The sequence below is a fragment of the Sulfitobacter sp. G5_S2_6_S6 genome, assembly GCF_054968505.1.
On sequence record NZ_JBQKUI010000005.1, the window covers coordinates 238,386 to 263,901 of the forward strand.

Annotated in this window: 30 protein-coding genes and 1 tRNA gene; 17 read left to right on the forward strand and 14 right to left on the reverse strand. The window is 59.9% G+C overall.

The features are described 5' to 3' along the window. Nucleotides 1-62: 62 nt before the first annotated feature. Nucleotides 63-152 (reverse strand) — tRNA-Ser (locus ACTRWK_RS11110). Nucleotides 153-299: 147 nt separating this feature from the next. On the opposite strand from ACTRWK_RS11110, the gene ACTRWK_RS11115 reads away from it, so the two are divergent. The 10 genes from ACTRWK_RS11115 (at nucleotide 300) to ACTRWK_RS11160 (ending at nucleotide 8,525) form a co-directional block, all read left to right on the forward strand. Continuing rightward, on the forward strand, nucleotides 300-1,142 hold the full coding sequence (locus ACTRWK_RS11115) for a DUF2059 domain-containing protein (protein WP_037944293.1): 843 nt from the start codon (nucleotides 300-302) through the stop codon (nucleotides 1,140-1,142). 2 nt (nucleotides 1,143-1,144) lie between these two features. After that, nucleotides 1,145-1,978: a hypothetical protein gene (locus tag ACTRWK_RS11120; protein WP_462843926.1), complete on the forward strand. Its 834-nt coding sequence runs from the start codon at nucleotides 1,145-1,147 to the stop codon at nucleotides 1,976-1,978. Nucleotides 1,979-2,177: 199 nt separating this feature from the next. Beyond that, nucleotides 2,178-2,891 carry a 50S ribosomal protein L21 gene (locus tag ACTRWK_RS11125; RefSeq protein WP_005853569.1) on the forward strand — a complete coding sequence of 238 codons (714 nt, stop codon included), beginning with the start codon at nucleotides 2,178-2,180 and terminating at the stop codon, nucleotides 2,889-2,891. A gap of 12 nt (nucleotides 2,892-2,903) precedes the next feature. Next, a complete protein-coding gene (gene rpmA / locus ACTRWK_RS11130) occupies nucleotides 2,904-3,173 on the forward strand; it encodes a 50S ribosomal protein L27 (RefSeq protein ID WP_005853571.1) in 270 nt (89 codons plus the stop codon). Nucleotides 3,174-3,271: 98 nt separating this feature from the next. Beyond that, the gene (locus tag ACTRWK_RS11135) at nucleotides 3,272-3,868 is read left to right on the forward strand and encodes a GNAT family N-acetyltransferase (RefSeq protein ID WP_037944295.1); all 597 of its coding nucleotides are present in this window, start codon (nucleotides 3,272-3,274) and stop codon (nucleotides 3,866-3,868) included. After that, nucleotides 3,865-4,467 (forward strand): LysE family translocator, encoded by a 603-nt coding sequence (locus ACTRWK_RS11140; protein WP_037944296.1) that lies wholly within the window; start codon nucleotides 3,865-3,867, stop codon nucleotides 4,465-4,467. The genes ACTRWK_RS11135 and ACTRWK_RS11140 overlap by 4 nt, the downstream gene beginning before the upstream one ends. Before the next feature lie 2 nt (nucleotides 4,468-4,469). Then, nucleotides 4,470-5,006, forward strand: a complete 537-nt coding sequence (locus tag ACTRWK_RS11145) for a GNAT family N-acetyltransferase (RefSeq protein WP_005853576.1) — start codon at nucleotides 4,470-4,472, stop codon at nucleotides 5,004-5,006. Nucleotides 5,007-5,033: 27 nt separating this feature from the next. Continuing rightward, nucleotides 5,034-6,071, forward strand: coding sequence for a GTPase ObgE (gene obgE, locus ACTRWK_RS11150; protein ID WP_286780239.1), 1,038 nt, complete (start codon nucleotides 5,034-5,036; stop codon nucleotides 6,069-6,071). Next, nucleotides 6,059-7,168, forward strand: coding sequence for a glutamate 5-kinase (gene proB / locus ACTRWK_RS11155; protein ID WP_037944300.1), 1,110 nt, complete (start codon nucleotides 6,059-6,061; stop codon nucleotides 7,166-7,168). Before obgE ends, proB begins: the two co-directional genes overlap by 13 nt. Nucleotides 7,169-7,247: 79 nt before the next feature. Beyond that, a complete protein-coding gene (locus ACTRWK_RS11160) occupies nucleotides 7,248-8,525 on the forward strand; it encodes a glutamate-5-semialdehyde dehydrogenase (RefSeq protein ID WP_037944301.1) in 1,278 nt (425 codons plus the stop codon). Here ACTRWK_RS11160 and ACTRWK_RS11165 read toward each other — a convergent pair. Continuing rightward, entirely contained in the window at nucleotides 8,522-9,124 is a 603-nt protein-coding gene (locus ACTRWK_RS11165; protein WP_306284888.1) for a histidine phosphotransferase family protein, read from the reverse strand. The two genes, ACTRWK_RS11160 and ACTRWK_RS11165, sit on opposite strands and share 4 nt — an antisense overlap. A 54-nt stretch (nucleotides 9,125-9,178) precedes the next feature. Between ACTRWK_RS11165 and ACTRWK_RS11170 the strand changes: the two genes are divergently transcribed. The 5 genes from ACTRWK_RS11170 to tsf all read left to right on the forward strand — a co-directional run bounded on the left by ACTRWK_RS11170 (nucleotide 9,179) and on the right by tsf (nucleotide 13,157). Next, nucleotides 9,179-9,382, forward strand: coding sequence for a DUF3553 domain-containing protein (locus ACTRWK_RS11170; RefSeq protein WP_005853586.1), 204 nt, complete (start codon nucleotides 9,179-9,181; stop codon nucleotides 9,380-9,382). Between the two features lie 99 nt (nucleotides 9,383-9,481). After that, nucleotides 9,482-10,246 (forward strand): L-ornithine N(alpha)-acyltransferase, encoded by a 765-nt coding sequence (gene olsB / locus ACTRWK_RS11175; protein ID WP_037944303.1) that lies wholly within the window; start codon nucleotides 9,482-9,484, stop codon nucleotides 10,244-10,246. Next, nucleotides 10,243-11,097, forward strand: a complete 855-nt coding sequence (gene olsA / locus ACTRWK_RS11180) for a lyso-ornithine lipid O-acyltransferase (RefSeq protein ID WP_289081090.1) — start codon at nucleotides 10,243-10,245, stop codon at nucleotides 11,095-11,097. Before olsB ends, olsA begins: the two co-directional genes overlap by 4 nt. Before the next feature lie 188 nt (nucleotides 11,098-11,285). Continuing rightward, entirely contained in the window at nucleotides 11,286-12,155 is an 870-nt protein-coding gene (gene rpsB, locus ACTRWK_RS11185) for a 30S ribosomal protein S2 (RefSeq protein WP_005853591.1), read from the forward strand. Between the two features lie 126 nt (nucleotides 12,156-12,281). Then, nucleotides 12,282-13,157, forward strand: a complete 876-nt coding sequence (tsf, locus tag ACTRWK_RS11190) for a translation elongation factor Ts (protein ID WP_005853593.1) — start codon at nucleotides 12,282-12,284, stop codon at nucleotides 13,155-13,157. 88 nt (nucleotides 13,158-13,245) lie between these two features. Here the strand turns inward: tsf and aroQ are convergent, their stop codons facing one another. Both aroQ and ACTRWK_RS11200 read right to left on the reverse strand, forming a co-directional pair. Further along, on the reverse strand, nucleotides 13,246-13,683 hold the full coding sequence (gene aroQ / locus ACTRWK_RS11195; protein ID WP_289081089.1) for a type II 3-dehydroquinate dehydratase: 438 nt from the start codon (nucleotides 13,681-13,683) through the stop codon (nucleotides 13,246-13,248). A 60-nt stretch (nucleotides 13,684-13,743) separates the two neighbouring features. Further along, entirely contained in the window at nucleotides 13,744-14,142 is a 399-nt protein-coding gene (locus tag ACTRWK_RS11200; protein WP_005853596.1) for a rhodanese-like domain-containing protein, read from the reverse strand. Nucleotides 14,143-14,428: 286 nt separating this feature from the next. On the opposite strand from ACTRWK_RS11200, the gene ACTRWK_RS11205 reads away from it, so the two are divergent. Further along, nucleotides 14,429-15,268 (forward strand): fumarylacetoacetate hydrolase family protein, encoded by an 840-nt coding sequence (locus tag ACTRWK_RS11205; RefSeq protein ID WP_289081088.1) that lies wholly within the window; start codon nucleotides 14,429-14,431, stop codon nucleotides 15,266-15,268. A 5-nt stretch (nucleotides 15,269-15,273) separates the two neighbouring features. Here ACTRWK_RS11205 and phoB read toward each other — a convergent pair whose 3' ends face one another. The 10 genes from phoB to ACTRWK_RS11255 all read right to left on the reverse strand — a co-directional run bounded on the left by phoB (nucleotide 15,274) and on the right by ACTRWK_RS11255 (nucleotide 24,733). Next, nucleotides 15,274-15,963, reverse strand: coding sequence for a phosphate regulon transcriptional regulator PhoB (gene phoB / locus ACTRWK_RS11210; RefSeq protein ID WP_005853599.1), 690 nt, complete (start codon nucleotides 15,961-15,963; stop codon nucleotides 15,274-15,276). 4 nt (nucleotides 15,964-15,967) lie between these two features. Then, nucleotides 15,968-16,675, reverse strand: a complete 708-nt coding sequence (gene phoU / locus ACTRWK_RS11215) for a phosphate signaling complex protein PhoU (protein WP_009824650.1) — start codon at nucleotides 16,673-16,675, stop codon at nucleotides 15,968-15,970. 5 nt (nucleotides 16,676-16,680) lie between these two features. Further along, nucleotides 16,681-17,478, reverse strand: coding sequence for a phosphate ABC transporter ATP-binding protein PstB (gene pstB, locus ACTRWK_RS11220; protein ID WP_005853603.1), 798 nt, complete (start codon nucleotides 17,476-17,478; stop codon nucleotides 16,681-16,683). A gap of 17 nt (nucleotides 17,479-17,495) precedes the next feature. Then, nucleotides 17,496-18,836, reverse strand: coding sequence for a phosphate ABC transporter permease PstA (pstA, locus tag ACTRWK_RS11225; protein ID WP_037944308.1), 1,341 nt, complete (start codon nucleotides 18,834-18,836; stop codon nucleotides 17,496-17,498). Further along, nucleotides 18,833-20,332, reverse strand: coding sequence for a phosphate ABC transporter permease subunit PstC (gene pstC, locus ACTRWK_RS11230; protein WP_243250183.1), 1,500 nt, complete (start codon nucleotides 20,330-20,332; stop codon nucleotides 18,833-18,835). Before pstC ends, pstA begins: the two co-directional genes overlap by 4 nt. A gap of 108 nt (nucleotides 20,333-20,440) precedes the next feature. Beyond that, nucleotides 20,441-21,481, reverse strand: a complete 1,041-nt coding sequence (locus ACTRWK_RS11235; protein WP_037944309.1) for a substrate-binding domain-containing protein — start codon at nucleotides 21,479-21,481, stop codon at nucleotides 20,441-20,443. Nucleotides 21,482-21,633: 152 nt separating this feature from the next. Continuing rightward, nucleotides 21,634-22,677, reverse strand: coding sequence for a sensor histidine kinase (locus tag ACTRWK_RS11240; protein ID WP_260002534.1), 1,044 nt, complete (start codon nucleotides 22,675-22,677; stop codon nucleotides 21,634-21,636). 2 nt (nucleotides 22,678-22,679) lie between these two features. Beyond that, nucleotides 22,680-23,201 carry a gamma carbonic anhydrase family protein gene (locus tag ACTRWK_RS11245; RefSeq protein WP_009824655.1) on the reverse strand — a complete coding sequence of 174 codons (522 nt, stop codon included), beginning with the start codon at nucleotides 23,199-23,201 and terminating at the stop codon, nucleotides 22,680-22,682. Continuing rightward, nucleotides 23,198-23,839 (reverse strand): guanylate kinase, encoded by a 642-nt coding sequence (gmk, locus tag ACTRWK_RS11250; protein WP_005853615.1) that lies wholly within the window; start codon nucleotides 23,837-23,839, stop codon nucleotides 23,198-23,200. The genes ACTRWK_RS11245 and gmk overlap by 4 nt, the downstream gene beginning before the upstream one ends. 3 nt (nucleotides 23,840-23,842) lie before the next feature. Next, entirely contained in the window at nucleotides 23,843-24,733 is an 891-nt protein-coding gene (locus ACTRWK_RS11255; RefSeq protein ID WP_168592060.1) for a YicC/YloC family endoribonuclease, read from the reverse strand. Between the two features lie 229 nt (nucleotides 24,734-24,962). On the opposite strand from ACTRWK_RS11255, the gene ACTRWK_RS11260 reads away from it, so the two are divergent. Further along, a partial coding sequence (locus ACTRWK_RS11260) for a PAS domain-containing protein (RefSeq protein WP_462843927.1) occupies nucleotides 24,963-25,516 on the forward strand: 554 nt, incomplete at its 3' end.

The following is a 25,516-nucleotide window of genomic DNA, read 5'->3' on the forward strand; positions in this document are numbered from 1 at the left end:
GGGCCTGCGACCAAGGCGACGGCTTGTCCCGCAAGGGGTATACATAAACTGTCAGGGTGAAATGGCGGAGAGACAGGGATTCGAACCCTGGGAACCCGTGAAGGCTCAACGGTTTTCGAGACCGCCCCGTTCGACCACTCCGGCACCTCTCCGCATCGGTGTGGTGCGTCCGTTTAGGATGGATTTTGCGGGGTGGCAAGGGGGGCTAGGCCAGTTTTCGCGGACACGGGGAATTTCATTGCTGACAGATGGATTTCGCCTAAGCTCTTGGGGTGGATCAACTTGAAAGGAATGCCCTGATGCGCCGACTGTCCCGTTTGCCGTTAACTTTATGTTTTGGATTGGCGGTCATGGTATCGCTGATTGCACCGATGGCGCGGGCCGCCGACAGGGAAAGGGTCGATGCATTTCTGGAAGTCACAGGGTTTGATGTCGCCCTTGAAAGCATCCGGCTGTCAGCTGATTCCGCGCCGCAAATGCTGGGGATTGATGCGGATGCCTTCGGTTCTGAATGGTCGCGTCTGGTGCGCGAGGTATTCGAGACGGATTTGATGCTGGACATGGGGGCCGGTATTCTGGCGCAGGCGCTCAGCGATGATGCGCTGGAACATGCCTCGGATTTCTATGCCAGTGATCTGGGCCGACGCTTGGTGGCCGCCGAAAACGCGTCGCATATGGAGGAAGACGATGCCGCGAAGGCAGAAGCGGGCGATGCGATCCTGGACGGGCTGCGCGGGATCGATTCTCCGCGTGTGGATCTGTTGGCGCGTCTGAACGGGGCGAGCGATGTCGAGGATAGCTCGATCAAGGCGCTGCAAGAGGTGCAGATCCGGTTCCTGATGGCAGCGGCGGGGGCGGGCGTGATCGAATTACAGATGGAAGAGCCCGACCTGCGCGAAGCGATGCGCGCGCAAGAGCCCGAGATGCGCGCCTCTATCAAAGAGAACGCGCTGGCGGGGGCAGCCTACACCTATCAGGCGTTCTCGGATGAAGAAGTGCGGGTCTATGCCAAGGCGCTGGAAGATCCGCAGATGCAGGAGGTCTACGCGCTGATGAATGCCGTGCAGTTCGAGATCATGGCGAACCGGTTTGAAGAGGTCGCACAGCGGCTTGGCACCATGCAACCCAGTCAGGACCTGTAACCATGCGCGCCCTTGTTCTTGCTGCTGGCCTGTGGATGCTGGCGCTGCCGCTTTGGGCCGACGCGCGGTCAACCGTGCTGGTGGATGTCCTGCGTCTTGGCGAGCTGGCCGAGATTTTGCAGCGCGAGGGGTTGGAGAACGCGGAAACGCTTGATCGCGATATGCTGGGCGGGCAGGGCGGCGCGGGGTGGGCGCTGCAGGTGCGTGCCATCTACAACCCCGAACGCATCGTCGAAACCCTGCGCGGGGCATTGGATGCGGGCTTGCAAGGGCAGGCCCGCGAGGATGTCATTGCCTTTTTCGCGCAAGACACGGGCGCAAGGATCATCACGCTCGAGAACGAGGCCCGCGCCGCTATCACCGACCCCGAGGTGGAAGACGCCGCCCGCGCAGGGTTCCATGACCTTGAGGGCAGCGACGACCCACGTCTGGCGCAGATCGCCACATTGATCGACAGTGGCGATATGATCGATCGCAATGTCACCGCCGCGATAAATTCCAACTTTCAATTCATGCGCGGGATGGCAGATGGCAACGCGCTGCAGATGACAGAGGCCGAGATGCTGGCCGACGTGGCGCAGCAGCAAGAAGAGATCGCGCAAGACACGCGCGGCTGGCTTTATGGCTATCTGCTGCTGGCGTATTCTCCGCTGGAGGATGCAGAGCTTGACCGCTATATCGCCTTTGCGCAAAGCGATGCGGGGCGCAGCCTGAACACAGCGCTGTTCGAAGGCTTTGGCACCGCGTACGAAGACGTGTCCTATGCCCTTGGTCGCGCAGTTGCGTTGAACATGGTGGCCGAGGAATTATTGCCAGCCGCACCGCCTTTGCGATAAGTCCCGCGAGGCCCGTGCTGGCCCTTGACATCAGGGGGGCGGTGCATCATACGGCAAGCCTCAACCTAAGGGTGCCCGTTTCGGGTGCCTTTGTTATTTCATGAACATCCCGAAACGGGATGCGCTGTCCGAGGTGGGCCAAGGCCCGACAAACTCCCGAACGGGGACCACAGGATGCGGAAACAGTAAAGGAAGACGCATGTTTGCGGTCATCAAGACAGGCGGCAAGCAGTACAAAGTTCAATCCGGCGATATGCTGCGGGTAGAACGTTTGGCTGCTGACGCGGGCGAAACAGTCCAATTCAACGAAGTTCTCATGCTGGGCGGCGATTCCCCCAAGCTGGGTGCTCCTTTGGTCGCAGGGGCCGGCGTTCAAGCCGAGGTCGTCGATCAGATCAAGGGCGAGAAAGTCATTCACTTCGTCAAGCGCCGCCGGAAGCACTCTTCCAAGCGTACCAAAGGCCACCGTCAAAAGCTGACACTGGTCAAAATCGGCGAGATCCTGTCGTCCGGCGCGGATAAATCCGACGTCAAAGCGGCCATCGGTACCGGTTCCGTCAGCGCTGCTGCCGTGACAGCCATGGAAGAGCGTTATGCGCTGAACAAAACCGATCAGGCCGAAATGGCCAAGCGCGTGAAGAACAACCAGGCCGAAGAGAAATCGGCCAAGCCTGCCAAGGCGAAGAAGGCCAAAGCTGCACCCGCAGCCGAAGGTGCCGACGATCTGAGCAAGATCTCCGGTGTTGGCCCGGTCATCGTTGGCAAGCTGAACGGCGAAGGCATCACAACCTTCGCACAGATCGCTGCTTGGACAGACGCTGACGTCGAAGCTATCGAAGAGAAACTGTCGTTCAAAGGTCGCGTCGGTCGTGAAGACTGGATCGCACAGGCCAAAGAACTCGCAAAAGGCTAAGGAGAGACACCAATGGCACATAAAAAAGCAGGCGGCTCATCCCGTAACGGCCGCGACTCAGCAGGTCGTCGTCTTGGCGTGAAAAAATATGGCGGTGAAGCTGTCATTCCCGGCAACATTCTGGTGCGTCAGCGCGGTACAAAGTACTGGCCGGCTGAAGGCGTTGGCATGGGCAAGGATCACACGATCTTCGCAACCGTTGACGGCAAGGTCCAGTTCCACAAGGGGCTGAAGAACCGTACGTTTATCTCGGTCCTGCCAGCGGCAGAAGCCGCAGAATAAGCCGCACCCGAGAGGTTTGAAAATTTAGGGATCGGCGGAAACGCCGGTCCCTTTTCCATTTTATCGCCCAGTGTTCACCCAGGAAGGGAGGGGCCGTTATGTCACGATCAAACCGCCCCGAGCTGAGCGATGGCACCATCCGTCTACGCGCGCCCGAACACCGTGACATCGACGCCCGGTTCAAGCTTGGAAACACGCCCGAGATCCACCACATGTTCGGGGCAGAGCTGAACGCCGTGCCGGTGATGACCAAGGCGCTGGCCGAACGTTGGTATGAAACGCAGCTGGTTGAACCGCTGGCCTGGGTCATCGAACATCGCGGCAAGATGATCGGTGCGCTGCGCCTGCACAGTCTTCGTCCGTGGGATGCCAGCGCCGATGTCGCGATCGGCATTCTCGCCCCCAAGAAACTGGGGAAGGGGTTGGGCACGCGCGCGCTGCATCTGCTTGCGGCCCACGCCTTTGGCTCGCTGTCGCTGCACCGCCTCTCGGCCCGTGTGCTCGACATCAACGAACGCGCTGCGGCCTGTTTCACCAAAGTCGGCTTTGCCGCCGAAGGGCGTGCGCGGCAATCGTCTTTTCTGGGGGGCGAATGGCACGACAACCTGTTGTTCGGGCTGATCAAACCCGATTACGTTCCGCCCGTCTATGACGCCAAGCCGCGGCAAAAGCGCAAGAAGAAGAGCCAGTCATGAGCGTCGCCCTGACATCCTTTATCGTCTTCGCTGCAAGCCAGATCGGCACACCCGGACCGGCGAATATGGCGCTGATGGCCACGGGCGCGCGCTTCGGCTTTCGCGCGGCATTGCCTTTTGTCGCGGGCGTGGCCCTTGGCAAACAGCTGGTGATCTGGCCAGTGGGTTTCGGGTTGATGCAACTGGCCGACCGCGCGCCGGGGGTTTTCGTCGCGCTGAAATTCGCCTCTGCCGCCTATATCATCTGGCTGGCGTGGAAGGTTGCGAACCTGCGGCTGGGGCAGGGCGCGCGAACCGAGGCCGCACCGGGCTTTCTGGCCGGGCTGATCGTCCACCCGCTGAACCCCAAGGCCTGGGCGATGATCGTGGGCAGTTTCACAGCCTTCATCGCGCCCGGCACACCTGCGCTGGCGGCGACGGTCACGGTGGCCGCCGTGCTGCTGGGATGCCAGATCGTGCTGCACCCCTTGTGGACGCTGGCCGGTGCGGGGATCGCAAAGACGGTCGCAGGCACCGTTTGGGAGAAATATTTGATGTGGACCTTGGCCGCTTTGACGGTGGCCTCTGTCTTGTTCGTGCTGTTCGGAGGAGGGACATAACGATGGAAGATTTAACAGTGTCGCAACAGCAAGTGATTGAAACAGAACGGTTTGACCTGCGCCCTGTGCGCATGTCGGATCGTGGGATGATCGAACATTATGCCAGCGATCCACGGGTTGCGATGCGCACCGCATCCATTCCGCACCCGCTACCGCCCGGCGTGATCGAAAGCTTCATCACCCGCGCCACCAGCACCCCGCGGACAGAAGATGTCTGGGTCATGGATGGGCTGAAAACCGGCGGCTCCGAGGTGATGGGCGTGATTTCCCTGATCCGGATGGACCGCGATCAATCCGAAGTCGGCTATTGGGTCGCCCCTGCGTTCTGGAACACGCATCTCGCGTCCGAGGCGGTGCAAGCGCTGGTGCAGGCCAATCCGCTGCGCAACAAAAATATGTTCGCCTCGGTGTTTCGCGACAACCCTGCCTCTGCCAAAGTGTTGACAAATGCGGGCTTCCGCTATCTTGGCAATGCGGAAACCTATTGTCTGGCGCGCGAGACCTGCGTACCAACCTGGACGTATAGCCATAAACTATGACCACACGTGCCCCGAAAGGCCCTTTTGATGAAGTTTCTTGACCTGTGCAAAGTCTATATCCGCTCTGGCGCAGGCGGGGGCGGTTGCGTGTCTTTCCGGCGCGAAAAATACATTGAATACGGTGGTCCCGATGGCGGAGACGGCGGCTCGGGCGGATCGGTCTGGGCCGAAGCCGTCGACGGGCTGAACACGCTGATCGACTTCCGCTACCAGCAGCACTTCTTTGCCAAGAACGGCCAGCCCGGCATGGGCAAGCAGCGCACCGGCAAGGATGGCGATGACATCATCCTGCGCGTCCCCGTGGGCACCGAGATCCTTGATGAAGATCAGGAAACCGTGCTGGCGGATATGACAGAGCTTGGCCAGCGGGTCGAACTGGCGCGTGGGGGCAACGGCGGCTGGGGGAACCTGCATTTTAAATCTGCGACGAACCAGGCACCGCGCCGTGCCAATCCCGGACAGGAAGGCGTGGACCGCACGCTGTGGCTGCGTCTCAAGCTGATCGCGGATGTGGGTCTGCTTGGCCTGCCGAACGCGGGAAAATCGACTTTCCTCGCCGCGACATCGAACGCGCGGCCAAAGATTGCCGATTATCCGTTTACCACACTGCACCCCAATCTGGGCGTTGTGGGGGTGGATAATACCGAATTCGTCGTCGCCGATATCCCTGGCCTGATCGAAGGCGCGTCCGAAGGGCGCGGTCTGGGCGATCTGTTTCTGGGCCATGTCGAACGCTGCGCGGTGCTGCTCCACCTGATTGATGGCACGTCGAACACCATTGCCGAAGATTACCAGACCATCATCAACGAACTCGAAGCCTATGGCGGCGAGCTGGCGGATAAACCGCGGATCACCGTGCTGAACAAAATTGATGCACTGGATGAAGATGATCGCATAACCGCCCGCGAGGAATTGGAAAAAGCCTGCGGCGCAGAGGTCATGATGATGTCTGGCGTCGCCCGCGAAGGGGTCACCGAGGTGCTGCGGGCTTTGCGTGGCCAGATTGACGACGACCGGCTGCGTTTCCGGTCCGAAGATGAAGAAGAGGCACCTTGGCAACCCTAAGCGACGGCACCCGTATCGTTGTAAAAATCGGCTCGGCGCTGCTCGTCGATCGGGCCACCGGCCAGCTGCGCCGCGATTGGCTGCAAAGTCTCGCGCAGGATGTGGCGTGGCTCAAGGGGCAGGGCAAGGATGTGGTGCTGGTGTCTTCGGGCTCCATCGCCTTGGGGCGGGGTGTGCTTGGGCTGCCGCCAACCACGCTTGCGCTGGAACAATCCCAAGCCGCGGCCGCGGTGGGGCAAATCCGTCTCGCCCGCGCCTATGAAGAGGCGCTGGAACCCTATGGGATCACCGCCGCGCAGGTGCTCGTCACCCTAGAAGACAGCGCGGATCGTCGGCGGTATCTCAACAGCCGCGCCACGATGGAACAGCTGTTGTCCATGGGGGCGGTACCCATCGTCAACGAGAATGACACCGTTGCCACGGACGAGATTCGCTTTGGCGACAATGACCGGCTCGCGGCGCAGATCGCCGTGACCGTGGCGGCAGACCGGTTGATCCTGCTGTCGGATGTGGATGGTTTCTATTCCGCCAATCCCAATGACGACCCCGATGCCATCCGCTATGAGGTGATCGACACGATCACCCCAGAGATCGAGGCGCAGGCGGGCGATGCGGGCTCTGGCCTGTCCAAGGGCGGCATGAAGACAAAGCTGATGGCCGCGAAAACCGCGACCGCCGCGGGCTGCGCCATGGCCATCACCGAAGGATCACCATTGCGGCCTTTGCTGACCCTCGAAAACGGGGCCAACGCCACTTGGTTCACCGCGCAATCCGACCCCCAAACCGCGCGCAAACAATGGATTACGGCAATCAAACCACGCGGCAGCGTCACATTGGATGCCGGTGCGGTGGCTGCCATGTCCAAGGGCAAGTCGCTTTTGCCCGCCGGTGTCACCGCTGTTTCCGGTCCCTTCGGGCGCGGCGACTCCGTTGCGCTGTTGACCCCTGATGGGCGCCCCATCGGTCACGGGCTGACACGCTATACCTCAGCAGAGGCAGAGCTGATCAAAGGTCGACAATCCTCGGAGATCGAGGCCATTCTGGGCGCGCCGGGGCGTGCTGCTTTGATCCATCGGGACGATCTTGCGCTTTCCTGACCTCCAAATGGTTTAAAATCCTCGCCGAAGGCTTTAGGTAGAGGGCAACCCGAAATGACAAAAAAGCAGTAATTAGGTTATGACCTTGGATATGACACAGACAGACGACATTCCCGCGTTGATGGCGGATATTGGCGCGCGCGCCAAAGCCGCCGCCGCGACATTGGGCTTTGCCAGTGCCGACCAAAAGCAGACCGCGCTTGAAAAAGCCGCCGACGCGCTGATGGCCAGCAGCGCCGATATTCTGGACGCGAACGCCAAAGATCTGGCGTTTGGCCGCGACAAGGGTCTCTCTGACGCGATGATGGACCGGCTCTTGCTGGATGATGCGCGTATCAGCGCCATTGCTGATAGCCTGCGCAGCATCGCCGCACAGGATGATCCCGTGGGGCAGGTGCTGACCGAATGGGATCAGCCGACGGGCCTGAACATCCAGCGCGTGCGCACGCCTTTGGGTGTCATCGGCGTGATCTATGAATCGCGCCCGAATGTGACCGCGGATGCCGGTGCGCTTTGCCTCAAGGCGGGTAATGCCGTGATCCTGCGGGGCGGCTCCGAAAGCTTCCATTCCTCGCGCGCGATCCATGCCGCCTTGCAACAGGGGCTCGAAGCCGCTGATCTGCCTGCGGATTCAATCCAGCTCGTGCCCACGCGCGACCGCGCCGCGGTGAGCGAGATGCTGACCATGACCGACACGATTGATGTGATCGTCCCGCGCGGCGGCAAGGGGCTGGTCGGTCTGGTGCAGCGCGAAGCGCGGGTGCCGGTCTTTGCCCACCTCGAAGGCATCGTGCACATCTATATCGATGAAAACGCCGACCCCGAGAAGGTTTTGAAAGTCGTGCTGAACGCCAAGACCCGCCGCACCGGCATTTGCGGCTCGGCTGAGTGTCTGCTGATCCACGAGAAAGTGGCGCGGACGATTGGCAAGGGCGTGATCAAGGCACTGCTGGACGCTGGCGTCGAAGTGCGCGCCGACGGCGAGCTGACCGAGATCGAAGGCACCGTGCCGGCCACGGCGGATGATTGGGGTCACGAATACCTTGATATGATCATCGCGGCAAAAACCGTGGGCAGTATCGACGATGCGATCACCCATATCCGCACCTACGGTTCGAACCACACCGATTGCATCATCACCGAAGACGATGCGGCGGCGACCAAATTCATGACGCGGCTGGATTCTGCGATCCTGATGCACAATGCTTCCACCCAATTCGCCGATGGTGGAGAGTTTGGCATGGGTGCCGAAATCGGGATCGCCACCGGCAAAATGCACGCGCGCGGGCCCGTCGGTGCCGAGCAGCTGACCAGCTTCAAGTATCTGGTGCGCGGCGATGGGGCCGTACGCAGCTAAGCCGTGATCCCAAGGGTGATGGTCGTTTCTGTCACGATAGATGTTAACTGTTGCCCGCTGTCCTTCACGATGGCGGGCAACAGCCCGAACTGGACCTGCGAAGCAGTTAGACGCTCTGCCCGAGACTGCCCCGCCAACACGCCCCAAAGCGCAGCGTTGATGCTTAGCCGGTCGGCCGTGCCGGTGATGTCCCATCCCCCGTCGTGGTGATCTATGGTGATCTGCCCACCATAGGGCATCCCCGTTTCCAGACATAGCAGGCTCAGGAATACCATCCGCAGCGCGTTGCGCGGCGCGGCGACGCCGTCGGGCCAGGATACCTGCCATTTGGACTGAGCATATAGATCACGCAGGATACCGCTGGTTTCTTGGGCAGGGACAGGCTGCGCGTCGCCCGCGCCGAAAGCCACGCGAAAGAACCGTAGCCGCGCACTGGCGTTGCGCACGCTTTCATCGATCAGCGCGACTTCGGGGCTCATATTCATGCCCGACATCAAAAGCAGCTCAAGCCCATTGTTGATTGCGCCCACCGGCGATATCAAGTCATGGCAGATGCGGCTGCCGATCAAGGCGGCAAGATCAGTGTCGGTTTCTACCATGGGACACCCCCTAATTAGCTGGCCCCCACACCGCGCCGCAGAAAGGACGCACGCTTGGAAGACCTGAATGCGATACTGACACCCGGAATGCTTGTACGCCACCCCGCACATCCCGATTGGGGCGTGGGGCAGGTGCAAAGCAATATCAGCGGCAAGGTCACGGTAAACTTCCGCAGCGAGGGCAAGATCGTGGTCGATAGTCATCGGGTGATGCTCACCCCCGTCTTTGATGAAGGCTCTTCGTTAGCAAATCGTTAATTTTCTGCCGAAAACCACCGCGACGTGGGGCAAGCATTGCGCAACGGGCGGCAACTGCCTATTTATCCGCGTGATTGCGACCGGAGACGAAACCAGCCCATGATCATTGCAAAAGCGGCAGAGTTCGAAGTCCGTCTGGCGCGCACCCAAGCGGATCTTCATGCGGCGCAGCGGCTGCGGTATGACGTTTTTGTCACCGAGCTGGGGGCGGGTGGGCCTTTGGTAGATCACGACAACCGGCGAGAGGTCGACCAATACGACGATTTCGTGGACCATCTGCTGCTTATTGATCGCAAAACCCAGCAAACCGTTGGCGTGTACCGGCTGATCCGCCGCGATATGGCGGATCGGGCAGGCGGGTTCTATTCGGAAAACGAATATGATCTGACCGCGCTCAAATCCTCTGGCCGCGAGATACTCGAGCTGGGGCGGTCCTGTCTGCATCCGTCCTATCGCGGGGGCATCGCGATGCACCAGCTTTGGGCGGGGCTTGCCTCTTATGTGGCGGAACACGGGATAGAGATCCTTTTTGGCGTCGCGAGCTTTCATGGTACCCAGGCCGAAGCATTGGCGCAGCCCTTGTCGCTGCTGCATCACACCTACCTCGCGCCGCCCGATCTGCGGGTCACCGCCTTGCCAAAGGCGCGCCAAGAGATGAACCTGATCCCCGCCGACATCCTGAACCGGCGTCAGGCGATGGTGCAGATGCCCAGCCTGATCAAAGCCTATCTGCGGCTTGGCGGATGTGTGGGCGAGGGGGCCTTTATCGACCATGACTTCAACACGACGGATGTGCTTTTGATGCTCGACACCGCCCGGCTTAGCGAGCGGCAGGCCAAGATCTATAGCGGACAGCAAGGATGAGCGCGGCCTGGGACAGCGCCGACCACCCGACACCGGTATCCGTCGGGCCCCTTGGCTGGGTGCTGATGCTGCTGCGTGGGATGACGCTGGCGACGGTGGTTCTGGTGGGGCTGGTGATCCTGCTCGCGATCCGCTTGATAGAGCGCCCGCTGTATGGGCAGGGTCGCCCCGTGACCCCGCATATCACCCAGATCGTTTGCAAAATCGCATTCTGGATCATGGGCTTACGCCGCGCGGTTGTCGGCACCCCGATGCGCCACAGGGGCGCTGTCGTCGCCAATCACACCAGTTGGCTTGATATCTTCAGTTTGAACGCGGCGCAGCGGATATACTTTGTGTCCAAGTCCGAAGTCGCCAGCTGGCCCGGCATTGGCTGGCTCGCCAAGGCGACGGGCACGTTGTTTATTGAACGCAACCCGAAACACGCGCGCAAACAGACCGAGGTGTTCCAACAGCGCTTGCTCGACAACCACCGGCTGTTGTTCTTCCCCGAAGGCACCAGCACCGATGGCCTGCAGGTCTTGCCGTTCAAAACCACGCTCTTCCAGTCCTTCTTCGCGCCCGAACTGCGCGACGTGATCTGGGTGCAGCCTGTGACCGTGCTCTATACCGCTCCCAATGGGACCGATCCGCGGTTTTATGGCTGGTGGGGCGATATGAGCTTTGGCGGCCATCTGCTGCGCACCTTGGCGTCCCTGCGGCAGGGGCAGGTAACGACGATCTATCACACGCCGCTGGCCGTCGCCGATTTCGAGAACCGCAAAGCCTTGGCCCAAGCCTGTGAAGCGCAGGTGCGCGCGGCCCATCCCTCGGCCGGGCTTGCAACGCCAAACCCCGCTGAATTGCGCTGATATAAGGCCCCAATGGCTAAAACATGCGCCTTGGACCTTGCGAAGCGTGAAAATCCGGACTATACGCGCGTTACTTAAACCCGCAGTCGGGGTTGGGCCTTTGAGGGAGAAATCCTTGAACGTCCGCCGGTTGGTCCCATTCCGGGATCGAGACCCCCGACGAGGCAAAACCGGAAAGGTATAAAGACATGGCTCTTCCTGAGTTCTCCATGCGCCAACTGCTTGAAGCAGGCGTACACTTTGGTCACCAAACACAGCGCTGGAACCCCCGCATGGGTCCGTTCATCTACGGCGCGCGTAACGGCATCCACATCATGGACCTGACACAGACTGTTCCAATGCTGGACCAGGCGCTGCAAGTCATCCGTGACACCGTTGCCAAAGGCGGCAGCATTCTTTTCGTTGGCACCAAGCGTCAGGCTGCACAGCCGATCGCAGAAGCCGCAGAGAAATGCGCACAGTACTACATGAACCACCGTTGGTTGGGCGGCACGCTGACAAACTGGCAGACCGTTTCCAAATCCATCCAACGCCTGAAGTCCATCGACGAACAGTCCGAGCGTGGCTTCTCCGGTCTGACCAAGAAAGAGCGTCTTGGCATGGAACGTGACCAAGCGAAGCTGGAAGCATCGTTGGGTGGTATCCGTGAAATGGGCGGTCGCCCTGACCTGATCTTCGTCATCGACGTGAAAAAAGAAGCACTGGCCGTGGCCGAAGCGAACAAGCTGGGCATTCCGGTTATCGCTGTTGTCGACACCAACTGCTCCCCCGACGGGATCGACTACATCATCCCGGGCAACGACGACGCCGCCCGCGCGATCCACATGTATTGCGATCTGGCCGCACGTGCCGCACTTGACGGTATGTCCGCGCAGCTGGGTGCCGCAGGTGTTGATATCGGTGCGATGGAAGAAGCGCCCGAAGAAGAAGCCCTGATCGACGGTGGTGTCGAAGTTGGCAACGCTTCGGAAGAAACCGTTTCGAACGACGCAATGGCAAAAGACGCACCTCTGGATATCGAATCCAAGAAGGAAACGCTGGCCGACGCCAAGTCGTAAGCGACGCGAAAGAGACGGGCAGGGGGCATGTTTCCCTCTGCCTGTCACAAAACCATTACATGATTGAGACAGTGGTGCAGGACGCTCTGCCCCTCAATTTATCCCAATTCAAGGAGAACCAAAGCGATGGCAATCACAGCATCCATGGTCAAAGAACTGCGCGACACAACCGGTGCCGGCATGATGGACGCGAAAAAAGCGTTGACTGAAACAGATGGCGACATGGAAGCAGCCGTTGACTGGCTGCGCACCAAGGGTCTGGCGAAAGCAGCCAAGAAATCCGGCCGCACCGCAGCCGAAGGCCTTGTTGCCGTTAAAGTCGAAGGCGGCCACGGTGTTGCTGTCGAAGTGAACTCCGAAACCGACTTCGTTGGCAAAAACGCTGACTTCCAGAAAATGGTTTCCGGCATCGCAGATGTTGCAACCGGTGTGTCCGACGTTGACGCGCTGAACGCGGCAGACATGGGCGGCAAGCCCGTTTCCACCGTGATCACCGATGCCATTGCGAAAATCGGCGAGAACATGTCGGTGCGCCGCATGCAGTCCATCGATGGTGACCAGGTCGTGTCCTATGTGCACAACGCTGTAGCACCCGGCATGGGCAAAATCGGTGTTCTGGTCGCAATGACCGGCGGCAACGAAGAGCTGGGCAAACAGATCGCGATGCACATCGCCGCTGTGAACCCTGCGTCCTTGTCCGAAGCGGATCTGGATCCGGCTGTTGTTGAGAAAGAAAAACAGGTTCAAATGGACATCGCACGCGAGTCCGGCAAGCCGGAAGCCGTGATCGAGAAAATGATCACCGGCCGCATGCAGAAATACATGTCCGAAGTGACACTGCTGAACCAGGCATTCGTTGTGAACCCTGACCTGACCGTCGGCAAAGCCGCAGAAGAAGCTGGCGCGACCATCACCGGTTTTGTCCGTCTTGAAGTTGGCGAAGGCATCGAAGTCGTCAAAGAAGACTTCGCAGCAGAAGTTGCAAAAGCCGCCAAAGGCTAAGCTGTCACACAGCAGACGAGAAAAAGGGCGAGGGCGCATCAGCACCTTCGCCCTTTTTTATTATAAATCAGCTACTAAGCGATGAAACCTAATCCTTTAGGTGAGCTTTCAGCGCATCTAGGGCCATCAGATAACCCTGCGCACCAAACCCACAGATCTGACCCAGAGCCACAGGCGCGATGTAAGACCGGTGCCGGAATTCCTCGCGCGCGTGGATGTTGCTCAGGTGTACCTCGACAACCGGCAGCTCGACCGAAGCGATCGCATCCATCAGCGCAATCGACGTATGGGTATAGGCACCGGCATTCAGCACGATCCCGGCATGTTTGCCTTTGGCCGCGTGGATTAGATCGATCAGCGCGCCTTCGTGGTTGGACTGCTCAAACTCCACATCAAACCCAAGCGTCTTCGCTTTCTCGCGGCACAGCGCCTCGACATCAGCCAAAGTCGTCTTGCCATAGACCTCGGGCTGGCGCGTGCCCAGCAGGTTCAGGTTCGGACCGTTCAGGATCAGAATGGATGTCATAGCGAGGACCTTGTTGTTGCTGTGTGGTAGCGCAGACGTAGCATAGGCGCCACGGCGTCGTTAGTCTTTCTTTTCAGGGTATTCGACCGGACCACCGTGCTTTTCCCATGTCGAAAAGCCTTCGCGCAGATGCGCCGCGTCAAAGCCCATGTCTTGCAGCGTCGCCGTGGTGATCGCCGAGCGCCAGCCAGAGGCACAGTGAAAGACAAAGGTCTTGTCCTGACCGAAGATCTCTTTGAAGTACGGGCTGTCAGGGTCGACCCAGAATTCGATCATGCCGCGCGGTGCGTGAAAGCTGCCGGGGATATAGCCGCTGCGCTGGCGTTCACGGATATCGCGCAGGTCAACGACAACAACATCCGGATCCTTCAGCATGGCCATCAGATCAGGCGTTTCGATCTCGCGGATACGCGCACGGGCAGCGGCAACCATATCCGCCGAAGACATCTTGAGCGTCATATTCTTCCTTTCGTTCAGCAGCCGCCAAAGCGCCGATCGCTTACAGTTGCATCGGCTTGGCGCATGTGGATTATGGCATGCAGAACAACGGGGTAAAGCAAGAAGCCACGCGGGTGGGACAATGAAGAAACTGGATGAAGAAGCGTCTTTTTATACTGGTTTTCAGTGACTTATGACGCACTTTAACAGCATAACATCATCCTGTACACATGAATTATTTACATAATACTGATTATGAGATTCAGGTTAGGCCCATACGCACCCCTCACAAACACAGGATTAGCTAATGAAACTCTGCCGTATCGAAACCCCTGACGGGATAAAACCTGCGATGATTGACGCAGATGGTGCCGCGCGCGATCTGACGCAGCATCTGACGGATATCGAGCTTGCCACGATGGCACCCGCAGCGCTGGACCAGTTGCGCGATGTGGACGTTACGGCCTTGCCTGTCATCACGGGCCGTTTTGCGCCTGTGATCAATGACATACGTCGTATTCTGTGTATCGGGCTGAATTACTCTGACCACGCGGCAGAAGCTGGCATGGACGTGCCCGATCACCCGATCCTGTTTAGCAAACTCTGCGCGGCCACCGGTGCCAACGACCCGATCATCATCCCCAAGGATTCCGAGAAAACCGATTGGGAAGTTGAACTTGCGGTCGTTATCGGCACCAAGGCACAGCATGTGTCCGAGGCCGACGCGCTGTCCCATGTGGCGGGTTATGCGAGCTTCAACGACGTGTCAGAGCGCGCTTTTCAGATCGAATTCGGCGGTCAGTGGGTCAAGGGCAAGTCCTGCGACAGCTTTGCCCCCATCGGCCCGTATCTTGTGACCGCAGACGAGGTGCCGGACCCGCAGAACCTTGATCTATGGCTTGATGTGAACGGCACCCGTCGCCAGACGGGCAATACCCGCACGATGGTCTTCTCGGTGGCCGAGATTATCTCTTTTCTCAGCCGTTTCATGACCTTGCTGCCCGGAGACGTGATCGCCACCGGCACACCGCCCGGCGTTGGCATGGGCTTTAAGCCGCCGGTGTACCTGCAACCGGGCGATGTCGTTGAACTGGGCATCGAAGGCTTGGGGAATCAACGCCAAGAAGTCATACAATTCAACGGGTAAGCGCCCTACCCTAATGCATAACCTGCACCGCGCACCGTGCGGATCGGGTCATCGCCACCGTGAGATGTCAGCGCCTTGCGCAGCCGCGCGATGTGCACATCCACGGTGCGCGTGTCGACATATATATCGCGGCCCCAGACGTGATCCAGCAGCTGATCGCGGCTGAACACACGGCCCGGACGCTCTAACAGGGTGACCAGCAGCCGGTATTCTGTCGGGCCCAGTTTCAGCTCGTTCGCGGCGCGGTTCACGCGGTGGCGTTCGGTGTCCAGCGTGATATCGGCATAGCTGAGCGCCGCGCCCGACGATGCCGGGCGCACACGGCGCAATTGGGTGCGCACACGGGCCATGAGCTCGCGCATGGAATAGGGTTTGACCACGTAATCATCCGCCCCCGTCTCGAGCCCGCGCACGGTATCCACCTCTTCTGACCGTGCCGAGAGCATGATCACGGGGATATTACGCGTATCTTCGCGGGTCTTGAGCTGCCGGCACACCTCGATACCGCTCAGCAGCGGCATCATCCAATCCAGAATAATTAGGTCCGGCAGCGCCTCTGCCACCAGCAGGATCGCTTCTTCGCCATTCTCGGCCCGCCTTACGTCAAACCCTTCGGATTCGAGGTTATACGCCAGAATTTCGCGCTGTGCGGGTTCGTCTTCCACCAACAGGATCTGGGGCTGCGCCGCCGACATGGTTCTACCCCTTCAGCTTGGTGGAGGTGTTATCCGCCTTTGGGCGGTCCTCGTCCGGATGGGTGCCGGTCACCAGATAGACGACCTGTTCCGCGATCGATGTGACCAGATCGCCCATGCGTTCCACGTTTTTCGCGATGAAATGCAGGTGCATACACGATGTAATGTTACGCGGGTCTTCCATCATGAAGGTGAGGAATTCACGGAACAGCGCGTTATACATCTGATCGACGTCTTCATCGCGTGCGATCACGTCCATCGCCAGTTCTGCGTCGCGCTGCACATAGGAATCCAGCGCGTCCTTGAGCATGGATTCAACTGTTTTACACATGCGGCGGATGGCACCGGCGCTATCAGCAACTGCCGGAAGCTGCGCGAGCACTGAATTACGCTTGGCCATGTTTTTCGCATAGTCGCCAATACGTTCCAGGCTGGCGCTGATCTTGATCACGCTCAGGATCAGGCGCAGATCCACGGCTGTGGGCGCGCGCAAGGCGATGATGCGGGCGGCGCGTTCGTTGATCAGCTCTTCGAGCGCGTCAATCGCCTTGTCCCCGCCGCGGACCTGATCGGCCAGCTCTTCGTCGCGGGTTTCAAGCGATTGTGCGGCAAGGCGAATGGCATCTTCGACCATGCCACCCATTTTCATGATCTGTGCCTGAACGCTTTCGAGGTCACGGTCAAAGGCAGAGACAATGTGTTGATCTTGCATGATACTTATCCAATCCGGCCAGTGATGTAGCTTTCCGTCCGAGGGTCTTCGGGCGACGTGAAAATCTTGTCGGTCTCGCCGAACTCCACCAGATTGCCAAGGTGGAAGAACGCCGTCTTCTGGCTCACCCGTGCGGCCTGCTGCATAGAGTGTGTGACGATCACGACCGAATAGTCCTGACGCAGCTCGTCGATCAGCTCTTCGACCTGCGCGGTGGCGATCGGGTCAAGCGCGGAACAGGGTTCGTCCATTAGCAGCACTTCGGGTTCGGTCGCAACGGCACGGGCGATGCACAGACGCTGCTGTTGCCCGCCTGAAAGGCCGGTGCCGGGCGCATGCAGACGGTCCTTGACCTCGTTCCAGATGGCACCGCGTTTCAGGGCGCGTTCAACGATATCGTCAAGCTCGGACTTGTTGCGGGCCAGACCGTGGATACGGGGGCCGTAGGCAACATTGTCATAGATCGATTTGGGGAACGGGTTCGGCTTCTGGAACACCATGCCGACCTTGGCGCGCAGCTGCACCGGATCGACCGCGCTGTCATAGATGTCTTCGCCGTCGATCAGGATATCGCCCTTGACGGTGCAGATATCAATCGTGTCGTTCATCCGGTTGATACACCGCAGGAAAGTCGATTTCCCGCAGCCCGATGGTCCGATAAAGGCGGTGACGGTTTTGTCTTGGATATCGACAGAGACATCCTTGATCGCGTGGGTGTCCCCGTAGAAAACCTGCACGTTGCGGGCGGCGATTTTTGTTTGGTTCGTTGTCACGTCCGTCTCCGAAATTACATTGTCTTTCATAGCCTTGCCTTTCATTCTTACCAGCGCCGCTCGAACCGGCGCCGCAGCATTACGGCGATGGCATTCATGGTGATCAAAAAGACCAGCAAGATGATGATACCGCCCCAGGCGCGTTCATAGAACGCGGGATCGGCGCGTTTGGCCCATTCGTAGATCTGCGCCGGCATGGCGGAGTTCGGATCCATCAGCCCCGATGCGATGCCGTCGGGCGGGTTCGAGGCGATGAAGCCCACCATCCCGATCAGCAGCAGCGGGGCCGTTTCACCAAGCGCCTGCGCCAGACCGATGATTGTGCCAGTGAGGATACCCGGAGCAGCCAAAGGCAGCACGTGGTGGAACACCGATTGCATCTTCGACGCCCCTACCCCCAGTGCCGCGTCACGGATGCTGGGCGGGACAGATTTTAGCGAGGCGCGGGTCGAGATAATGATCGTCGGCAGCGTCATCAGCGTCAGCACCAGCCCGCCCACCAGCGGGGCCGAGTTTGGCAGATGCATATAATTGATGAAAACCGCCAGACCCAGAATACCGAAGACAATCGACGGCACCGCCGCGAGGTTAGAAATATTCACCTCGATGATATCGGTCAGCAGGTTCTTGGGGGCGAATTCTTCAAGGTAGATCGACGCGGCGACCCCGATGGGCAGCGCCAGCGCCAGCACCACCAGCATCATAAAGAGCGAGCCAAGCATCGATACCCCCATGCCCGCCGCCTCGGGTCGGGCGTCAGACGCATCGGCACCTGTGATGAAATCGATGTTAAAGCGTTTTTCCAGCGCCCCATCTGCGACAAGGGCGTCCACCAGATCAAGCTGCTCTGCGCTGATGCTTTTGTCGTTGGCAATGCTGTCGCGCGTAACGCGGCCCTTCATATAGCCATCGACGCGGCTGTTGGTCAGGAATTCGAATTCAACCGCGGTGCCGATGAGCTCGGGGTTATCCAGCACAAAGTCACGCAGCTGTGCCGCCGCATCCTTGGACAGGATGCCCGCCATATCCTTGGGCTTTAGGTCCGTGGTAATATCGGTCTCGGCCACCTTGGCCTCAAGCGCGGCGGCCATCAGCGGCGCGTAGCCGAAGGTCGATACCTTCTTGATCTCGTCCAGATTCCGGTTGCCGTTCTTGTCCAGCTTTTCCTCAAGCAGTTGCACGTTCAGCGTCAGGAACGTCTGCTGAAAGGCCCCTACGCCGCGTCCGATAATCGTGGTCAGCAAGATCGCCAACATCAGCAGGCCCACGGCGATGGCCGCGATACCGTAGGATTTGAAACGGGCCTCTGCGCGGTTGCGTTTGACGGTGCGCGCGTCGGGCTTCAGCAGCGAATGGCGCGGCGTTGCGGTGTTGGGCATGTCGGTCATTCGTACTGCTCCCGGTATTTGCGCACGATATAAAGCGCCAGAACGTTCAGCCCCAAAGTCAGCACGAACAGCGTCAGACCAAGGGCAAAGGCGACCAGCGTTTCAGGGCTGGCAAAGTCGGTATCCCCGGTCAGCTGGCTGACGATACGGGTGGTGATGGTGGTCATCGCTTCCAGCGGGTTGCCCGAGATGCGGGCGATGGCCCCTGCCCCCAGAACAACGATCATCGTCTCGCCGATGGCCCGGCTCGCGGCGAGAAGCACAGCCCCCACAATCCCCGGCAAAGCGGCAGGCAGCACGACCTGGCGGATGGTTTCGGAATGGGTCGCGCCCAAGCCAAATGACCCGTCGCGCATCGATTGCGGCACAGCGTTGATGATATCGTCGCTCAGCGACGAAACGAAGGGGATCAGCATGATGCCCATGACCAGCCCCGCCGTCAGGACCGAAGTCGCCCCGCTCATCCAGTCGACGCCCAGCAGACCATTCTCGCCGCGGCCAAAGATGTTCACAAGAAACGGACCCACTGTCAGCAAGGCAAACAGACCGTAAACAATGGTCGGGATACCGGCGAGGATCTCCAGCAAAGGCTTGGCGAAAGAGCGTACTTTGTTGTTGGCGTATTCCGACAGGTAGATCGCGGCAAAGAGGCCGATGGGCACGGCCACCAGCAGCGCGATGATCGAGATATAGAGCGTCCCCCAGAGCAGCGGCAGGATCGACAGGTCACTGTCCCCGCGGAAGTTCGGGGCCCATGTGGTGCCCAGAAAGAAATCCTGCCACGGATGCAGACGGAAGAAGTTCAGCGTCTCGAACAGCATCGACAGGACGATACCCACGGTGGTCAGGATCGCCAGCGACGCGGCGAGCACCAGCAACCCCAGCAGAAAGCGTTCCACCGTATTGCGCGCGCGAAAATCGGCCCGCGCGGTGCGCATCGCGATGAACAGACCGGCCAGTGCCAACACAGAGATCACCGCGATCATCAGCCAGCGGCCGGTGTATTCCATTGACCGGTAGCGCTGCGCGGCGGCCAGCACCTCTGGCGTCACGTCAGACCCAAGCGCCACGCCCGTGCCCGCCAGCAGCGCGCGCACGTCGGTGCCGGTCACGTCCAGATCACGGGCGCTTTGCGCATCCAGCGCGCCTGATTCCACGGCCGCGTCCAGCCCGTTGGCCACGCGGCGCACGTCGCTCATCACCAGATTGACCGAAGAGCCTTCGTTCACGGCGCTTTGCGGGATCATGTCGATGACCGCGTTCTGGATCAGCATCGGCTGGACCAGCATCCAGATCGCCAGCACAAACAGCGCCGGAATGGCGGTGAGCATGGCGGCATTATAGCCGTAGTAGTTCGGAAGGGAGTGCAGCTTGCGTGCATCGCCCGAGACGGACGACATGGCCCGGCTGCGCACCAGACCATAGGCAAGGACTGTTAATATCAAAACAACGACAACTAAGAGCGTGGTAGATCCCACATTGAAAATATCGCGCATGGTGGCCCCCGGTCGCAGCCTATTTCAGGCTATCATTGTTTGGAAAGTATCAGTCGGCAGCAAAAATCCGGAGGCACCTCGCAGCGCCTCCGGATCGTCAGACAGGGTTTAGGAACCGCTGCCCATTACAGTTTCTTCAGCAACAACCGACTGTGTTTTCGCCAGTTCTGGGTCGGAGACCAGACCGTATTCAGCCAAAGGACCGTCGGGGCCGGCAATCTCGTCTGCCACGAAGAACTCGGCATATTCTTTCAGGCCGGGGATCACGCCGATGTGCGCTTTCTTGACGTAGAAGAACAGCGGGCGGGATACGGGGTAGTCGCCGCTCGAGATGGTTTCAACGGTGGGCTCAATGCCGCTCATGTTGGCGACGGTCAGCTTGTCGGTGTTGTTCTCGTAGAAGGCCAGACCGAAGACGCCGATGCCGTCTTTGTTGCTTTCGATGCGCGCCAGCGTTTCGGTGTAGTCACCGTCGATGTCCACGGACACACCATCGGTGCGCAGCGCGATACATGCTTTTTCAGCGGCTTTCTTGTCGTCGCCATTGGCGGCCTTGAAAGCTTCGAAATCGCCGGTGGCTTCACAGCCTGCCAGGATCACTTTTTCTTCGAAAACTTCGCGTGTGCCGTGCTTGGTGCCGGGGATGTAGGCCTGGATCGGCTGCTCGGGGAAGCTGGCGTTCACGTCGGACCACATTTTGTTGGGGTTCGCCACGATCTCGCCGTCGACAACGACTTCGGCGGACAGGGCTTTGTACCAGTCTTCGGGGGTGAATTCGAATGTGTTGCCATTGATGTCAGACGCAAACACGATGCCGTCATAGCCGATCTGGACTTCGATGATGTCGGTCACACCGTTCGCGGCGCAGGCTTCGACTTCGGAGCTTTTGATCTTGCGCGAGGCGTTTGCCACGTCGATTGTGTTCTCGCCAACACCTTCACAAAAACGCTTCAGACCCGCCGAGGACCCACCGGATTCTACAACAGGTGTCGGGAAATCGAAGTTTTCGCCAAAGGCTTCGGCAACGATGGACGCATAGGGCAAAACAGTGGAGGAACCGGCAACCTGTACCTGATCACGCGCGGCAGCGGCGGTTGCGGATACGGCGGCAATGGCCAGCGCGGAAGTGGTGAGTTTAACGAGCGACATGATGTCTCCTGTCAGCTTAGATTTGTCTGACCACCCCCATGGTGATCTTGCCGCACCAATAGGCGGGCGACACTGAGCTTTTGTGACAGTCATGTTACAGTTTTATGACACGGACGGAAATTGTAATTTCTTTTTGACCAAAATGCGCCCGATCACGCCACATCCATGGGCAAGATCACCGTGAAGCGCGCCCCATCTCCCAGATCAGAGGTGATTTTCAGCCGTCCGCGGTGCCGGTTCAGGATATGCTTTACAATCGCCAGCCCCAACCCCGTCCCGCCAAGGGCACGGCTGCGGTGGCTGTCGGCGCGGTAGAAGCGTTCGGTCAGGCGTGGCAGGTGCACAGGGTCGATCCCCGGACCGTGGTCGCGGATTGTGACCCGCACCGCAGGCCCGCGCAAGGAAGGGTCACGCAAGGTCGTCTCGACCGAGATTTCGACGCCTTTACCCACGCCACCATATTTGATGCCGTTTTCAATAAGATTCGTGAACACCTGCAACAGCTGGTCCGTATCCCCCATCAAGGGCAGCGGATCGTCCCCCATGGTCGCGACCAGCGTCACATTCGCCTCTACGGCCAAGGGGTTGAGGTTGCGCATGGTCGATTGGAGCACATAGCGCAGATCGACCTTATCCGTCGGGCGGACCCGTTCGTCCGATTCGACGCGGGACAGCGACAACAGATCGCCCACCAGCCGGTTCATGCGCTCGGCCTCTCCGGTCATGATCCCCAGAAACCTGTCCCGTGCGGGGGCGTCGTCACGCGCAGGGCCGCGTAAGGTTTCAATGAACCCCATCATCGCCGTCAGCGGGGTGCGCAACTCGTGGCTGACGTTGGCGACGAAATCGCGGCGCATCTGGCTGGCGTTGGTGACCTGTGTGATGTCTTGAAAGCTCAGCAAGACGTAATCCATGCCGGTCACCTTTCGGACGTGCACCCGAAAGGTCGTGTCATTGCCATTGTCGCTGGCCAGATATTGCGCCTCGCGCGGGGTATCATCCTGTTGGCATTGCTCGACCGCATCGACCACCGCCGGCTGGCGCAACACGTTGATGTAATGGCGGTCCAATGCGCCACGGCCCAGCAGAGCTTGGGCCGGCGCATTCATCGCGACGATACGTTCAGCCCGATCAACGGCAAGCGTAGGCAAAGGCAGCGCTGCCAGCAGATCCGGCAGATGCGGGCGCAGCACCATGCTCAGACGGGTTTAAGCTGGCTGGCAAAGCGCCGCGCGTTGTCTTGGTAGTGTTTCGCGCTGGCGGTCAGCCCTGCAATCGCCGCCGCGTCCAGCTCGCGCACGACCTTGCCCGGTGCGCCCATCACAAGCGACCCGTCGGGGATCACCTTGTTTTCAGTGATCAACGCCCCTGCCCCGATCAGACAATTCTTGCCGATCTTGGCCCCGTTCAGGATCGTCGCCCCCATCCCGACCAGCGAATTATCCCCGATGGTACAGCCGTGCAGCATGACCTTGTGACCGATCGTACAGTTTTCTCCCACGGTCAGCGGACAGCCCGGGTCCGTGTGAAAAACGCAGTTTTCCTGCACATTACTGCCCTTGCCGACGAGGATCAGTTCGTTATCGCCGCGCAGCGTACAGCCGAACCAGACAGAGGCATCAGCCTCGAGCGTCACATTCCCGATGACATTGGCATCGGGGGCAACCCATGCATCCGCGTGAACCTGCGGGGTGATATCGGCCAGAGCGTAAAGCGTCATTTCGTGTCCTCGAATTCTGATTGCAGCGCGCGCACATGATCCACCAGTTTCGGCTGCTGCGAAAGGCGCAATCTTTCGGCGGTGATGATCGACTTCAGCTTGGCCTCTGTTTCGGTCAGGTCATCATTGACCAGCACGTAGTCGTAGCCGTCCCAATGGCTGATCTCGTCCCAGCTTTTCTCCATTCGCAGGGCGATGGTATCGGGGGCGTCCTGACCACGGGTTTCCAGACGCCGCCGCAGCTCTTTGATCGAGGGCGGCAGGATGAAGATCGACAGCACGTGCTGCTTGAGCGTCGAGTTGCTGATCTGCTGCGCGCCCTGCCAATCCACGTCGAACAGCACATCGCGGCCACTGTCGATCGCCTTTTGCACCGGTCCCTTGGGCGAGCCGTAATAGTTGTTGAAGACGCGGGCGTGCTCCAGCATATCGCCATCGTTCACCATGGCGCGGAAATCATCCTCGGCGGTGAAAAAATAGTCCTTGCCGTCTTCCTCGCCGACACGCGGTGCGCGGGTGGTGGCCGAGACAGAGAATTCAAGCGAGGTATCCCAATCGCGCAGCTTGCGGGCCAGCGTCGATTTACCCGCCCCAGAGGGCGAGCTGAGGATGATCAATAGGCCGCGTCTGTCGCTCATGTCTTACTCCACATTTTGCACTTGTTCGCGCATCTGGTCTATCACCGCCTTCAAGGCCAGCCCGATCTGGGTCAGCGCGGTGTTTTGTGCCTTGGCGCACAGTGTATTGGCCTCGCGGTTGAACTCCTGCATCAGGAAATCCAGCTTGCGCCCCACGGCCCCGTCCTGCGCCAGCAAGGCGCGGGCGGCATCGACATGGGCGTGCAGGCGGTCGATCTCTTCGGTGATGTCGGATTTGACGGCGATCAGCGCCAGTTCCTGCGCCAGCCGGTCAGCGTCCACGCCTTCGGCATTGTCCAGCACCCGCGAAAGATTGCGTTGCAATGTCTGTGCCATCTCGTCCTTGCGCGTCTCGGCCAGCGCGGCGGCCTGTGTCGTCAACTCTGCCACCTGCGCCAACTGCGCTTCGAGCACCTGCGCCAAGGCAGCCCCTTCGCGGGCGCGCATGTCGTTGAAATTGGCAAGCACCGTGGGGAATTCCGCCAACAATGTCGCGCAAAGGGCGGCCACATCATCCACCGTCGTCGCCTGTTCAAGCACGCCGCGCATGGTGACGATATCGGTCGCCTTGGAGGGCGCAAGCGAGATACCCGCATCCATCGCGCGCGCTTCGATCTGGTGCAGCGCGTCCAGCACGACCTCAAGCTGATCCGCGTTCACCGTCAATGCGCCAGAGCCATCCTCGCGGGTGATCCTCAGGTTGCAGGTGACATTGCCGCGGGTGATCGCCGCGCCGAGCGTCTTGCGCAGGCCGGCTTCCAGCCCGTCGATCCAGTCGGGCACACGCAGGCGCAGGTCGAGCCCCTTGCCGTTGACCGATCGCAATTCCCACCCCCAACTGTGCGGGCCGGACGCACCACTGGCCGAGGCGAAACCCGTCATCGAACGTATCATGGCATGGTCCTTGTCGATTGCGATTGTTGCGCGCCTTAAAAGGGAAACTCGCAAATGGGGCAAGTAAAAAGCCATTCTGCCGCGCGAGGTCTCCCCTTAACGGTCTGTTAACCAAGTTTGCTGTTATATCTACAAATTACTGCTCATTTGACTAAACTCAGGCAATACATCACGGCCCCGCTGCCGCCCCCCCGTCCTGCTCTTGTCCCGACCGCAATAAGGCTGCCCGATGAAACATCTTCCCCCTCTGGATGACATGCCCCAGACCGGCTCTTGCCGCGTGATGCCGCCGCCGACACCCGCGATGGTTGACGTGCGGGCCTATTGGCAGGGGCTTTGCCGGGGTCAGCCGGTCCCGTTCCGGTCACAGATCGATCCTGCACAGATCACCTCCGTGCTTGATCGCGCCTTTGTTCTGGAACGCAGGCGGTCTGAACTGGCGCGGTTTCGCGTCGCCGGATCGCAGCTGTGCACTGCCATGGGGATGGACCTGCGCGGGATGCCGATGATCTCTCTGTTCGACCCGTCCGAGCGTCGACGCTGCAGTGATTGGCTGGATCACATTCTGTCACAGCCCGTCACCGGAGAGATGACGCTCACCGCGGGGGATGCGACCGTTCAGGCGCGTATGCTGGTGCTGCCGCTGCGCAGTGACATGGGGCAGATCGACCGGATGCTTGGCTGTCTGGAGATCACATCCAATGCCATCGAGCATCCGGGCTTGTATCGGATCGGCGATCTTGCCACGACACCGATCCCGCGCCCGCCACGGGCCGATGTGGC